At 36.2% G+C, this 14,535-nt stretch carries 9 protein-coding genes; 1 reads left to right on the forward strand and 8 read right to left on the reverse strand.

Annotation, left to right across the window (positions count from 1 at the left end):
- The first annotated feature begins 77 nt into the window (after positions 1 to 77).
- Positions 78 to 401, forward strand: coding sequence for a thioredoxin (gene trxA / locus ACFIKD_RS00640; RefSeq protein WP_012754458.1), 324 nt, complete (start codon positions 78 to 80; stop codon positions 399 to 401).
- A gap of 740 nt (positions 402 to 1,141) precedes the next feature.
- Here the strand turns inward: trxA and tsaE are convergent.
- The 8 genes from tsaE to coaBC all read right to left on the reverse strand — a co-directional run bounded on the left by tsaE (position 1,142) and on the right by coaBC (position 14,496).
- Positions 1,142 to 1,612, reverse strand: a complete 471-nt coding sequence (tsaE, locus tag ACFIKD_RS00645; protein ID WP_375626156.1) for a tRNA (adenosine(37)-N6)-threonylcarbamoyltransferase complex ATPase subunit type 1 TsaE — start codon at positions 1,610 to 1,612, stop codon at positions 1,142 to 1,144.
- A 51-nt stretch (positions 1,613 to 1,663) separates the two neighbouring features.
- Positions 1,664 to 4,129: a PAS-domain containing protein gene (locus ACFIKD_RS00650; RefSeq protein WP_375646946.1), complete on the reverse strand. Its 2,466-nt coding sequence runs from the start codon at positions 4,127 to 4,129 to the stop codon at positions 1,664 to 1,666.
- A gap of 33 nt (positions 4,130 to 4,162) precedes the next feature.
- Positions 4,163 to 5,560: an adenosylhomocysteinase gene (gene ahcY / locus ACFIKD_RS00655; protein ID WP_375646947.1), complete on the reverse strand. Its 1,398-nt coding sequence runs from the start codon at positions 5,558 to 5,560 to the stop codon at positions 4,163 to 4,165.
- A 718-nt stretch (positions 5,561 to 6,278) separates the two neighbouring features.
- The gene (locus ACFIKD_RS00660; RefSeq protein ID WP_375646948.1) at positions 6,279 to 7,277 is read right to left on the reverse strand and encodes a complex I NDUFA9 subunit family protein; all 999 of its coding nucleotides are present in this window, start codon (positions 7,275 to 7,277) and stop codon (positions 6,279 to 6,281) included.
- Between the two features lie 42 nt (positions 7,278 to 7,319).
- Positions 7,320 to 8,639 (reverse strand): bifunctional folylpolyglutamate synthase/dihydrofolate synthase, encoded by a 1,320-nt coding sequence (locus tag ACFIKD_RS00665; RefSeq protein ID WP_375635377.1) that lies wholly within the window; start codon positions 8,637 to 8,639, stop codon positions 7,320 to 7,322.
- 4 nt (positions 8,640 to 8,643) lie between these two features.
- Positions 8,644 to 9,564 carry an acetyl-CoA carboxylase, carboxyltransferase subunit beta gene (gene accD, locus ACFIKD_RS00670; protein WP_375635378.1) on the reverse strand — a complete coding sequence of 307 codons (921 nt, stop codon included), beginning with the start codon at positions 9,562 to 9,564 and terminating at the stop codon, positions 8,644 to 8,646.
- A 906-nt stretch (positions 9,565 to 10,470) separates the two neighbouring features.
- Positions 10,471 to 11,190 (reverse strand): sulfate transporter family protein, encoded by a 720-nt coding sequence (locus tag ACFIKD_RS00675; RefSeq protein WP_375635379.1) that lies wholly within the window; start codon positions 11,188 to 11,190, stop codon positions 10,471 to 10,473.
- 1,884 nt (positions 11,191 to 13,074) lie between these two features.
- Positions 13,075 to 14,496: a bifunctional phosphopantothenoylcysteine decarboxylase/phosphopantothenate--cysteine ligase CoaBC gene (gene coaBC, locus ACFIKD_RS00680; protein WP_375635380.1), complete on the reverse strand. Its 1,422-nt coding sequence runs from the start codon at positions 14,494 to 14,496 to the stop codon at positions 13,075 to 13,077.
- Positions 14,497 to 14,535: the final 39 nt, after the last annotated feature.

Here is a 14,535-nt window from a genome sequence, read left to right on the forward strand (position 1 = left end):
ATAATTTATCTTTGCAATAACTTGATATGAATTGTTATCATACCAATTTATAAAAAGTGAATATAAAGGATAAATCAATGACGTGTATAAAAGTTGATAAGGACAATTTCGAAAGTGAAGTTCTAACCTCTTCCACCCCTGTTGTGGTTGATTTTTGGGCAGAATGGTGTGGCCCTTGCAAAATGATTGCTCCAATTTTGGATGAAATTTCAATGGAAATGCAAAATCAAGTTAAAATTGCTAAGGTAAACATTGATGAAAATCCGGAACTGGCTACCCAATACGGAGTACGTTCTATCCCTACATTATTAATGTTTAAAAATGGAAATATTTCATCGAATATGGTTGGAGCTACCTCTAAAGGACGCCTTTCTGAATGGATAAAAGATGGGCTTAGTTAATTCCACATATAATCACTATAAAGGAGAGAAGCTTTGTCTCTCCTTTTGATTTTTTTTAATATTCTTTTTTGCATTATATTATAATAAAAAGATAATAAAATCAAAATGTTAAATGAATTTAAGAATTCATACTTTTATGCATGATTCAATTGACTATTTTTTATAAAAAATTGCCCTGTATGAAGAATATAGGCAATTCTTTCCTTATATGCGCGTCAAAAATATTGGGTGAATGATAATTTCATAGAGGTATTTTCTTCTTGGATAAGACTATTGAGATAGATAGTGCTTTCAACACATAAAAAGGCAATATCAATCTAGAAATAAGGAGATTTTAAGAAAAAACTTTGCAAATTACTTTTCTGAAGTTCACAATTTTTAAGCAGAAAGAAGTAAGCAATTCACTACAGATTATATAATGCTCTTCTAAAGGGTTACCACTTCAATTTAAAATTCTCTTGTACTATTCTCTAGAATCAAAAGATTTTTTTGGAGCCTTTACCAAAAATATGAAAGGCAAAAAACATTCTCTAAAATAAATTGATAAATTCCTATAAATTAACGGATGTCCTTTGCAATTTATGTCATTGTTATATAAAAGAGTCAGTATTTCGTCTCATCTTCATGGTTGATCCGCCATGAGGGACTTCTTTATGTTGTTCATCATTTCAAATTTTGGTACGTATTAGAGGTATTATCAATTAAAAAATGATGAGGTCCATGCTCATGTCGATGTTTTTTTAAAATGTACGAATTGCAAAAGACTGTTGCAAACGTTCAATGGAATGTTGTGCTGATCTGAGTGTTACATGACGCCCATGTTCTTTATAGTGTAAGGTGAGTGCAAAAGTGGCAAGCTCTAAAAGAGCTGTATTTCTTTCTGGCCATTCAACAAGCAAAATATTTTTCTCACGAGCTTCATGAAGCCCTAATTCATCAATTTCTTCTGCCATAGAAAGGCGGTAAAGATCAGCATGAATAATTTCAAACTGTGGAAGTTGATAGCTTTGCACAAGAGTAAAAGTAGGGCTTGGAACATCCATAGTGTTATCATTCGCAAGTGTTTGGATGATTGTACGTGCAATAGTTGATTTTCCAGTTCCAAGATCTCCTTGCAACGTTACAAGATCCCCCGGCTTTAAAGAAAGGGTTAAATGTTGTGCAAAAAGCTTTGTTGCCTCTTCATTTTCAAGAAAAAAACTAAAATTCATTAAGAGTTCCATGAAATGGATGAAAAATTTTTGTTATAATAAAGATTGAAATTAAAAAATCTTATCTCCTTTGGGAAGTGGGAAAAAACATTTAACTGTTGTTCCTTTTCCAGAACCGGTAAGAATCTCAACATGTCCACCGTGTAGTTCAACGAAACTCTTCACAAGGGAAAGGCCAAGACCCGCTCCTGCACGCCCGCCATGGTGTGAATGAGAAGAAAAACGTTTAAAAATACGATCAAGGACGTCTTTTGGAATATCAGAGCCTTCATTGTGAACGCTAAAGACAATATTATCATCTTGTTCATCGACGCAAAATTCAATAGTGCTCGCTTCCGTTGCAAAATTAATAGCATTACTCAGCACATTCACAAAAATTTGATGCAAGCGTTTTTCGTCAGCAGAAATGGAATTTAAGGAAGGAGAAATTTGTTGTAAAAGCGTAATATGGCGTCCATTAAGGCGATCTTCTATACGTGTTACTGCTTGTATCATAGCATCTGCAATATTAACCGATTTTATGTCCAACTCCATAATGCCTGCATCAAGGGTAGCAAGATCAAGAATATCGTTAACAATATTTAAAAGAGTTCCTGATTCTGAATGAATATGCCCAAGATATTCTTGTTGACGTTTATTGATAGAGCCGAAAATTTGATCACGTAAAATATCCGAAAATCCAATAATATTGGTGAGAGGTGTACGCAATTCATAGGAAACATGTTGAACAAATTCATTACGCAAACGATCAGCACTTTCTAATGCTTCATTTCTTTCTTGAAGAGCACGCGCAACATGGACAGTGTCCGTAACATTCACAAAAGTAAGCATCGTTTGTCCATCGGGAAGAGGGACCAGAGTATAGTCAATAATCATATCATTTTTAAGATCTATACGACCTGAATATGTTTCACGTTTTTCAGCAAAACCGGTAATGAATTTGGTAAATTGATCCCATTCTTGTCCTAAGGTTAAGGCTGAACAATGGCTTTGTAACTGTGTAATATGGGTCCCTTCTACCAGTAAATTATAGGGAAGCGACCACAATTTCGACAGGGCAGGATTCGATAAACGAAGGCGCCCATCAGTACCAAAAACAACCACGCCTTCGGAAAGTTTATCAAGTGTTTCACCTTGTATTTTAATAAGTGTATTATAACGGCGTTCAAGATCAATTTTTTCTGTAAGGTTTTCGTAAAGCCAAGTAACACCTCCTTGTGGATGAGGGTTCGAGATAACACGCACCGTACGCCCATCTGGAAGATTCCAAATTTGTTGGTTCGATTCTGTTTGTCGATAGGCTTTAAAAAGTTCTTCTTTCCACGCGCGCCAATCGGGGTGTTCAGCAATGAGCCCTTTTTCACGTAAACGTTCAAGAAATAATGTATGGCTTGGTTCACTTTCTAAAAAGGAAGTCTCCAACGGCCATAAAATTTTAAAAGCATGATTACAGAATTTTAATTTTTGGTTTGTATCAAAAATAGCTACAGCTGTTGAAATTTGGTCAAGTGTTTCACAATGGCTTTGAAGAACATAACTTAATTCATGAGCAAGATTTTCATATGCGCTGTCATCACGCGCAAAAGCTGCCATCCCTTCGGCTGTTGTAATACGTGTGAGATGAAAACGATGTCGTTCTCCATCAATAACTGTGTGAACATGTTCTTGAAAAATTGTTTCTGTTTCATCTGTTTTACGTTGTGTATTTTCATTGAAAAGATCCCCCACTTCATCACTGTCTTCACGAAAGTCTGTCATTTCTCTAAAGGCGCGATTTATAAAACAAACTTTTCCTTCACAATCTTTTATCCATACGGGCTCTTGAATAAGATCAAGAAGATTACGCTGCATTCTCAGTTCAGTAAGAAGGCGGGCGATATCTTTCTGTAAACGAGCATTTTCACTCTGTTGTTTTGAGATATCTTGAAAACGAGCAATAGCGACTGTTCCTGCGATAACTCCTGTAACTTGCAGCAGTACATTGTTTGTGGTGGTGATAGAAATATCAAAAGGGTGACATTTACAACGTAGTTGAGTCAATGCATAATCAAGTTCTCGCAGAGAATTTTCTTCAACCCAGAGCTCAAAACGCTGAAAATCTTTCTGATCGATTCCTATTTTTTGCAATGCAGAAAGGGCACCAACGACACGGGGTAAGGTTGTTGGATTTTCCCAAATAAGAAGGAATTGCTCGGTTTCTTCCAGAAGCCATTCATAATATTTAAGTTTTTCAGAAAAATTTGCCTGAATTATCTTCAAAGGCTTCTGTGCAGTTTTTTTTGCACGCATAATAACAGCTAGGCACGTGAGAAGTGAAGCACAAGAAATTCCTCCACACAGCGCTAAAAGCAGCCATGGACCATCTAGTAAAGTGAAGAAAAATGGTAGATAACCTTCCAGTGGCTGAGCAACAGCGCATGTTGGAGAAAAAAAGAAAAAAAGGCAAAATATATACGCATAGATTCGAATCATTTTTTGAGCTTTTTCTTTGGGGTTATAGTCACCAAAGCTGCGCACGACATCTTTCCCTTTTTTAACCCAAGGAAATGTTTAGTAACGGTAATGGTTTGGTTTATAAGGTCCTTGTGGTGTGACTCCAATATAAGCGGCTTGTTCTTCTGATAAAACACTTAATTTTATTCCTAACCGGTCAAGATGTAGACGTGCAACTTTTTCATCAAGATGTTTAGGCAAAACAGTGACTTCATTTGTATAGTGTTCTGCACGGGTAAAAAGTTCAATTTGCGCTAAAACTTGATTAGTAAAAGAGGCTGACATGACAAAAGAGGGATGCCCAGTCGCATTCCCGAGGTTTAACAAACGCCCTTCAGAGAGCAAAATGATGCGTTTTCCATCGGGAAAGGTGATCATATCAACTTGTGGTTTAATATTTGTCCATGGCAAATTTCTAAGGGCTGCGACTTGGATTTCGTTATCAAAATGACCAATATTTCCAAGAATACACATATCCTTTACTTGTCGCATATGGTCTAAACGAACAACATCTTTATTGCCTGTTGTCGTGATGATAATATCAGCACTGGAAGCAGCATCATCCAAATTAACAACTTCATAGCCATCCATAGCTGCTTGAAGAGCGCAAATAGGATCAATTTCTGTTACTTTAACACGAGCCCCAGCACCAGAAAGAGATGCTGCTGAACCTTTTCCTACGTCACCATAACCACAGACAATGGCAGTTTTACCAGCGATCATCACGTCTGTTCCACGTCGAATACCATCGACCAATGATTCTTTACATCCATATTTATTATCAAACTTTGATTTAGTGACGCTATCATTGACATTAATAGCAGGAAAAGGCAGAAGCCCTTCTTTTTGTAACTGATAAAGACGGTTTACACCTGTTGTGGTTTCTTCGCTTACACCTTTAATTGTTGCACGCTGTCGTGTAAAAAATCCTGGCGTTGCATCCATACGCTTTTGTATTTGTTTGAAAAAAAATTCTTCTTCTTCTGTTTTGGGATGCGATAGGATATCTTTATTTTGTTCTGCACGACTTCCCATTAAAATATAGTTTGTGGCGTCAGCTCCATCATCTAAAATAAGATTGGAAGGATTACCATCTGGCCATTGGAAAATTGCATCTATATAAGTCCAATATTCTTCCAATGTTTCACCCTTAACGGCGAATACAGGAATACCAGTTGCGGCGATAGCTGCTGCTGCATGGTCTTGCGTAGAAAAAATATTACTAGAGCTCCACCGTATATCGGCGCCAATAGCTTTTAATGTTTCAATTAAAACAGCTGTTTGAATTGTCATGTGCAATGAGCCAGAAATACGCGCTCCGCGCAAAGGTTGATTAGAGGAAAACTCCTTACGACAAGCCATCAAACCAGGCATCTCAGTTTCAGCAATATCAAGTTCTTTACGACCATAAGCGGCAAGTGCAATATCTTTGACAACAAAATCTTGAGCTGCCATTCTTTATCCCTTTAAAATAAGTTTTTCCAAGACGGTAGGAGAAATTAAAAAAAAATGCAAGACAAGAAGAGGACTTCTTTATGTGAAAAAGCTCTTTTAAAATCTTCATAAATTTGTGCAACAAATATGCATTTATGAATCTGAGTGATGATGTTACTGACAGAATAAGAGATCTCCATGATAAGTCTTATTATATAAACAAAACTCTATCCTTTTCACGTAACGTTAAAGCTTTTAAAAATCTCCAGAGAGAATACCTTTTAAATAATAAAAATTGTGCATTGCTTCATAGTTTTTATATCGATTTTTTATGGGATAATATCGAAAGTAGTATACGAGTATTCTACTCGCTTATGCGGTTGTTGAAAAAGGAAGTATTACCTTACTTTAATCTCATTATTAAGCTTTCTACCAAAATAATATAATGCAAAGCCATAGGTTATCATATTTATGAATAGGCAATTCAGAATCGGTTCTTTAGGATTCCAATGTTGCATCTGTTCTTGGATAAAGACAGTTTATAGGGAGTGCTTTTCTCCTGTTTTCAACGATTTTTATCAAAATACTATAGATATACGATTAAACATTTTTTGTGATACTGAATAGAGCATTAAAAATGCAAAGACATTACTCTATTGAGCACTCTGATTTTAAAACCGCTAACAACGAGCTATAAATTATAAATCAAATAATTAACTCATTTCTGGAAAAATTTATTCTAGACGAGTAAGTTTTTGGAAAATTGACCATGTGGACGAAATCGCCAAAGATAACTTGGCAAGAATGCAGCCATTGCTCTGGGGGTAATTCCCACACCTTCTAGAGTATATCCATTCTCTATAGCCTCTTTAGAAACAATGTTATCCATTTGCAAAAAACGTATTTGATTGGCTGTTACGAGTGTTGGTACAAAAGGAAATTTACCGATAGTTCCCAAAATTCCTCCAATCAATAGGCCAGCAGAAAGAGGCATGGATAGGATTGTTTTTTTACGGTGAATAATTTTGAGTATATTTTCAAGAGTATTTTGGAAAGTGATAATCTGGGGACCACCAAGATCATAATTTTTTCCCCAAGCAACCTGTTCATCTAAAGCGCGCGCGATAAACTCAGCAACGTCACCAACATACACGGGTTGCAATTTGCTTTGCCCACCCCCAAAAAGAGGCATAATTGGTAAAAAACGTGACAAATCTGCTAAGGTGTTAAAGAAACAATCCTCTGGTCCAAAGATAACGGATGGACGGATAATAATTGCTTGAGGATGCTTGTTATGAATGATTTGTTCACCCATAAACTTAACACGTGCATAAAGACATGAAGCATTCTCGTTAGCCACAAGTGCTGACATATAGATGAGTGGAATAGCAGCTTGTGCTGTTAATTCAGCAACATTGTAAGCACCATCAATTTGTGTGTTTTTAAAATTCGATTGATTTGCTTGTTTTAAGCTACCAGGTAAAAACACTGCCGCATCAGCTCCAAGCAACGCGCGTGCAACAGAGGCACGATGCTTGATATCCGTTTTAAGCATTTGGGTTTGTCCTACTTCTCCTATTTGGAGCATGTAATAAGCTTTTTGTGGATAACGAACAGCGATACGAACGCGATATCCCCGCTTAGTCAAAGTTTCAACGACATGTCGTCCTACAAAACCAGATCCGCCAAAAACAGTAATAAGTTTAGGATGTTGATAAAGTGCACAATCAAGTTGCATGATTAAAAAGTCTATCTTTCAAAGCTTTAAAATAATCAATTTCTAGCATGGAGGTGTTTTATTGTCACGTAAAATATCGCCCGCAAGATAAAGGGAACCACTAATAAGGACAATTGCCTCTTTATATTCGGCTCTAATCTTATGCAAAGCATCTTGTAGATGTGCTTGTGGAGTAGCAAAGATTCCTGCTTTTTGCGCTGATTCAGCTAATTTTATTGGAGAGATACTGGCATTATTGTTAATCAGCGGTATCGTATATATTTTATCGACAAGGTTCGCTAAGGAACGAAAATAACCGACAGCATCTTTGGTATTGAGCATGCCAGCAATCATAATAATGGGACGATCTGTTTTTTTTCTCCATTGTGTAAGTTCTGCCGCAATAACTTTTCCAGCAGCAGGATTGTGACCACCGTCTAACCATAAATCAATATTAGGAGACAGTTGATCAACCAAATGTCCTTGGATAAGATGTTGCATCCGTGCGGGCCAATAAATATTTTTCAAAGCGTCATTTATGGTTTGTTCTGAAAGTTGAAAACCTGCTTGACAAACTGCTTCAAGAGATGCGCCAGCATTGGCAACTTGGTGGTCTCCAATAAGGTTAGGAAGTGAAAGATCCATGAGACCTTGATTGTTTTGAAAAACCATACGTCCATGTTCTTTATAACTTTGATAATCTTGATCAAATAGAGAATAAGGTGCTTTATTTTTATCGGCAAGGGGTATTAAAGTAGCAAGAGTTTCTTCATAATTTTGCTTCCCGATGACTACTGGAACATTTGGTTTGATAATTCCCCCCTTTTGAAAAGCGATTTGAGCAATTGTGTTTCCAAGAAAGTTCTCATGATCATAATCAATGGGCATAATAAGCGATACAGCTGGTTTGTTAATGACATTGGTAGCATCAAAACGCCCTCCCAACCCAACTTCTAAAATGACAACATCAGCTGGATGTGTACTAAACAGCATAAAGGCAGCGGCTGTAAAAATTTCAAAAATAGTAATCGGCTCTTGACGATTTACTTTTATAATTTCACGGATTGTCTCAGCCAATTGGTTTTCTGTAACAAGTTGACCACCTCCTTTTTGACCTAACCGGCAGCGTTCATTCCAGTTGACGAGATGAGGTGAGCTATAGACATGAACGCAGTATCCTGCACTTTCTAAAAGAGCACGGCAAATCGCTGAGGCAGATCCTTTGCCATTTGTTCCAGCGATGTGAATAATAGGGGCAAGTTTTAAATGTGGATTACCAAGACGCTCTAAAAGGTGAATAATACGCTCTAAAGAAAGATCAAATTTTTTCGGATAATTTTTTAGTAAATCATCCACCACCCTTTGTATCTGGTTTTGTTGCATAAATTTAAGCTGCTTTTGTTGTAGAAAGCGATGTTTGAGAGTCTGTTGGGGATGGATCGGAAGGGTCAAAAACAGCAGGGCGTTTCATCATCAAACGTAAAAGACGCGCAATTGTTGTTTTCATTTCTAAACGTGATACAACCATATCAATCATACCATGTTCGAGCAGATATTCACTACTTTGAAAACCTTCTGGTAGGGTTTCGCGTATAGTTTGTTGAATCACACGTGGACCAGCAAAACCAATCATAGCGCCAGGTTCAGCAATGTGAATATCACCAAGCATGGCGTAAGAAGCAGTAACACCACCGGTGGTTGGATTAGTCAGCACAACAATATAGGGAAGTTTTGCTTCTTTCAACATTTCAATCGCTACGGTTGTACGAGGCATTTGCATCAACGAGAGTGTTCCTTCTTGCATGCGTGCGCCACCAGAAGCAGAAAAAAGAACTAACGGGCGCCTTTCGGCAATGGCAGTATCAAAAGCTTTAATAATAGCTTCTCCTGAAGCCATACCGAGTGATCCACCCATAAAGGCGAAATCTTGAACGGTCGCAATGATTGGTAAGCCTTCAATCGTACCACGTGCACTTAAAATATTATCATCAACACCAAGTTTAGAACGATAATCTTTTAACCGGTCAATATAGCGTTTTTCGTCACGAAATTTTAAAGGATCTGTTACAACTTTTGGATTTTCAAGAGCTGTATAAACACCATCATCAAAAAAATGCATGAGACGATTTTTAGCGCTGATACGCATATGATGGCCAGAATTGGGAGCTACAAATTGATTAGCTTCCAGATCTTTATGGAAGATCATTTCACCACTGGTAGGATCTTTAATCCATAGATTTTCTGGAATTTCACGGCGCCCCAATATAGAGTTAATTTTAGGACGAACATAATTTGTAATCCAGTTCATCTTTATAACCTTCCTTTAAATATTACACATCTTTCGCATGATTTGAAAGAATATGAACCTAAGCAGTCACATTTGCTTTACCGGTGGAACAAAGGAGTCTATTTAATACTTTTATCTGTGTACGTATAGCTTGTTTTTTAATTTTTATTTTTTTACTTTGGTATTAAAATTCACTCTTTGCGATGGTTAACAAACCCCTTATTTTTTAATAAAAATGAAAATCCAATTAATCATTCGTATCAACAGTTTTTAAGAAAAGAAACCTTATAATATAAGGCTTTAACAAGGCTAAAATAATCCATTTAAGATAATGTACATGATAACACCATATTAGCGAAACGTTATCATCAGAGCAAGATTTTTTTCAAAAGGTTTCTTTAAAGCGCGCGCTTTTCACAATTAAAATTGAATACCCTCAAAAATGCTATTATATTACTCATTCATGTGCTTGTTTTACAAAGACATTTTTCAATAATCACCAAAACTCTCTTAATGACTGTCCTCAGAAGAGTATATACTCTCCGTAAATGGTATAAAATACATTATGCTCTTCATTTTTACTGAAATAGAAGGTACAAATCGATACCATCATACTCTTTTCCAGTTTTAATGTGACGATAATGTTTGCATTGAGAGGATTCATAAAAGATATTTCACGCCTTTTTGAAAGTACCTTTATCTACACACCACCTCCGTTTATGACATATTAACAAACGATTTCAATTAATCCAATATGAATAGGATTAAAATGAGAAAGCCTCATGATATTTAGGTTTTTCACTCATGTTGTGAAACAATAAATTATCGTTATAAATCAATATATTACTTTAATAAAAGATAAAGCATAAAATTTTATATTATGCTTTTTTGGCTGGCAAGTTTTATTAGCCTTAAAGTCAAGTAACATTATTTTTGTGTAATGCGTGCCATGGTCTTTTGGGAAAGCATTTTGTGTAAATATGTCATAAAGGCGGCTGCAAAAAGCGGTGTTGTTAAATTAAGAATTGGAATCGAAACAAAAAGCGCTATTAATAATCCTGCACCAAAAACCGTTGTGTAATGAGTATGTAAAAAAGCACGTGCATCTTGCTCTGTTCGAAAACGATAAGCAGCAAACAAGAAATATTCATGACCAAGCAAATAACCATTAATAACGTAAAAAGCGATTAAATTAATACCTGGTATGAAGAATAAAATAAAAGCAATTCCATTACCAAGAAGGCTTAAAATAACAAATTTAAAGGAAATGATAAGAGAACGCTGAAACGGCAAAGCTTGTCCAATAGGCTCGTTTGGGTAATCCTCTTTTTCAATGATTTCAGCAACAGAGTCAATGAAAAAACCACCAATCATAGCTGCGATTGGTGCAATCAAAAAAGCCAACAAAAGAGCCAAACCAAGATTAAAAATGATAAGCATGCTAAAACCAATCCATCCCGCCCAACTAGGGAGTTCAGGAAAAAACTGAGCAATCCAAGGCCAAAAGTAAGACATAAAAAGTTGGTGCACACATAACCATAAAATGGCGAGAATGAAAAAAGTAATCCCCAATGCTTTCAGTATCATAATACTATATTGCGAGGTCAGAAGACGTTGTAAAGCACGATAGGCAGCAGTAAAAATCATAAATTAATAAACTAAGGAAAGAAGCAAAAAAAACAAGAAATATATTTAAAGAATGTACGGTGTAGTTTTTTCTTTTTTGAATTACAAGATTTCTTTTCAAGAACATTATAAAAAACGGCTAAGGCTTCTTTGTTTAAAATAAAGTTTGAATAGATAGAAATTTTGATTTTTAAAAATCAAGAAGAATTTAAAAAGCAGCTGTTGTAGAAGAAATTTTTAATATTTTTGTACAGAGTGTAGGTTATTGCGTTTATATGATATATGTGAAAAATTAAGGAATAAGAACTATTTGGGAGGAAAGTTGTTGACTTCTATTTATTCAGTAGAGTTGTCTAATTTCGTTTATCTACGTGCTTAATTGTTTTGCACAATTCCTAATGCTCTGTACTTTTATACTATTTGGCGGCATGCTTTTGCCTCTCGCTTTTATTCAAAACATATTGAGTTCAATGGAATAGGAGTAACGTAGTAGCTTGTAGATATTCTGATTTGGGCAACAGAATGATTAATATGATAGAAGTGGAAAAAATAAGCTTAGGCGATTGACTGTCCATATCCCATGGAAGGGTAATTTCTTGAGAAGAAGCAAAGAGTGGGAGACACCACTGATGATTAAAAATGATGAGATTTTGAATTTTAAAAGCTATAAGTGCAATGAAGTAAGAATTCATTGAAGCACTTTTCATACAAGTGGTGCACTGTATCAAATAATTTTTAGATAATAACACCACTAATTTATGAAGAGAATTGATCATTTTCAACTTGAATAAGAATCCAAAATATAGAAATATTCTTTAATTTCAAAGCCTTTATTCAACATCAAAAAATTATTTACTTGCACATTATAGGCGAGACCAGTGTATGGATACAAAGCTTTCGATAAAGGACTAAAAATGCTTCTCATGAAACATCACAATGTGAGGATATCATGGATCAAATCCTAGTCTTTGTGGTCTTGGTATGCTGGAGAGAGGACACACACATTTAATTTTAAAGACTGATCACTGAGGAAAATAATAAAGGCGTCAGTTTCATAAACTTATAGACAGTGGTGCAATGAATTTTGTTTACATTCTTTATGAGCATCAGTGTGAGATATGCTTCAAATTGCATTGAGATGTTATAATACATTGATTTATACATTATTTTTCATAGTGAATAAGAGCCCCAAGTAAAGTTGTCATATTTTCTTATTAGCTGCTCTCATCATGAAACAATCAAAAGCATTTATTTGCACATCATAAATAGGACTAATATGGGGATAAAAACATTGAAGAAAGAAAATGCTTTTATAAACTCTATCCAGTGCAAGAGCTTTCTCAAAATTGATGGTAGGCAAAGTAAATAATAGCTTGTTTTTTATAAGCTGGGGAAACAGAGGTGCAATAGATCCTACTTTTTATGATGGCTATGGGTGAAATAGAATTTTTTAAAGAAACATTTCCCAACGCTCGTCACACCCATTTCCCAACAGTGCTTGTGAATGGTATAAGGGTAAAGCTCTCGTGAATAATATAAAACTTATAGGGCACCACTATCTTTACACTTAATAAAAGAGCACTGCGGGCACCATCATTCTCTCAGTATTGCTCGACAGCTCTGTTCTTGAGACGGTCCATTATAAGCGTTTTTAGTTCTTTCTTAAACGTTTTGTATTCATACGGCTATCCTTCTTTGCAACGTGCAAGAAAATGGTTTTTATTGATTCAACATGAGAGAGAGTTGAAATGAGAGAATCTTACGATATTCAGGATTCTAATTTAATATGAACAACGCTAGATGATCATTATAACTCAAAATATTGTATACTAATCGAGATAGATAGACACCTATTGTTAGTTCTATTTTATAAGGTGTTTTAATATGAATGCATTTGAAGAGTTATTATTTGAAATGGGGTATATTTTCCTCATGAGGAGTAGGTGTCTGGGGGGCAAAAAATGATACAATCATGTTTGCTAATTTTTGCGCTACGTGTTGTTTACTCATATGGGGCCATTGTTCAACTTTTTCCTTACTCACGAGATAAACTTGATTTGTATCAGCACCCATGACACTTGTGCCATCTAGTTGAAGAGAAATATCATTAGCAAGAATGAAATCAGCTCCTTTTTCAACACATTTTTTTTGCGCATTGGCAATAATATCACATGTTTCAGCAGCAAAACCAATGACCAATGAGGGGCGATTTGGAGCGTGTCCAATCATTGCTAAAATGTCAGGATTTTCGACCATATGAAGGGATGGTGGTATTTTATGAGCATTCTTTTTAATTTTGTGTAAAGACTGCGTTTGACTGCGCCAATCACAAACAGCGGCGACAAAAATGGCACCATCAGCAGGCAATGCGGTTTGAACGGCTTGTAACATCTGTTGTGCTGTTTCAACATGAATGGTTTTTACTTCTTGTGGGTCTGCAAGATTAACAGGTCCACAAATAAGTGTTACTTTTGCACCCAAATGCGCAAGAGCAGTTGCGATGGCATGACCTTGTTTACCTGAAGACCGATTAGCAAGATAACGCACTGGATCAATTGGTTCATGGGTAGGGCCAGAGGTAACGATGAAATGGCGGTCAGAGAGAGGTTTTTCATGCACATTCAAAAGAGCCTCTATGGTAGCGACAATCGTTAAAGGTTCGCTCATGCGCCCATATCCTATCTCGTCACGTTCAGCCATATTTCCGATTTCTGGTCCAATGATATGAACGCCATCTGCGCGCAGTTGTGCAACATTGCGAATAGTGGCTGGATGCGCCCACATGGACGGATTCATAGCGGGTGCAATTAAGAGTGGACAGCGTGCCGCTAAAAGGATGCAATCAGCCAGATCATCTCCTATGCCATTGGCTATTTTTGCAATGCGATTGGCTGTAGCAGGGGCTAAAATAATAAGGTCAGCATTACGTGCTAATCGGATATGTCCAATATCGTGTTCTTCTTCGCGTGAAAATAAATCAGTATATACAGTACCACTGCTTAAAGCTTCAGCAGCTAAAGGCGTAATAAATTTTTGCGCTGCTTTTGTCATCACAACTTTTAAGTGTGCTCCACGTTCTTGTAAACGGCGAATCAAATCAAGTGCTTTATAGGATGCAATACTTCCCCCAATAATAAGAAGGAGAGATTTTGATTTCAATGATTGCACTTCAACAGCACTAGTATGAGAGAGTTGTGTGGTGAGAGGAGTGGGATTGCTTAAAAGGCGTCGGACTTCTTCTTCCATAGAAATACCATTTTGCGCGGCACGTATGCGCAAAGCTTCTTTGGTTTCAGGAGACAGGTTACGAATAGTAATACTGGCCATAAAATACCTCCAAGAAATAAAATGATTGCAATGATTTCA

This window comes from Bartonella sp. CR84HXZ, from assembly GCF_042194535.1.
In the GTDB taxonomy this organism is placed as follows: Bacteria; Pseudomonadota; Alphaproteobacteria; order Rhizobiales; family Rhizobiaceae; genus Bartonella; species Bartonella grahamii.

Excerpts from the sequence above, each read along its gene's own strand:
- trxA (WP_012754458.1), top strand. The coding sequence starts at position 78 with ATGACGTGTATAAAAGTTGATAAGGACAATTTCGAAAGTGAAGTTCTA.
- tsaE (WP_375626156.1), bottom strand. The coding sequence starts at position 1,612 with ATGAATTTTAGTTTTTTTCTTGAAAATGAAGAGGCAACAAAGCTTTTT.
- ahcY (WP_375646947.1), bottom strand. The coding sequence starts at position 5,560 with ATGGCAGCTCAAGATTTTGTTGTCAAAGATATTGCACTTGCCGCTTAT.
- ACFIKD_RS00660 (WP_375646948.1), bottom strand. The coding sequence starts at position 7,277 with ATGCAACTTGATTGTGCACTTTATCAACATCCTAAACTTATTACTGTT.
- ACFIKD_RS00665 (WP_375635377.1), bottom strand. The coding sequence starts at position 8,639 with ATGCAACAAAACCAGATACAAAGGGTGGTGGATGATTTACTAAAAAAT.
- accD (WP_375635378.1), bottom strand. The coding sequence starts at position 9,564 with ATGAACTGGATTACAAATTATGTTCGTCCTAAAATTAACTCTATATTG.
- ACFIKD_RS00675 (WP_375635379.1), bottom strand. The coding sequence starts at position 11,190 with ATGATTTTTACTGCTGCCTATCGTGCTTTACAACGTCTTCTGACCTCG.
- coaBC (WP_375635380.1), bottom strand. The coding sequence starts at position 14,496 with ATGGCCAGTATTACTATTCGTAACCTGTCTCCTGAAACCAAAGAAGCT.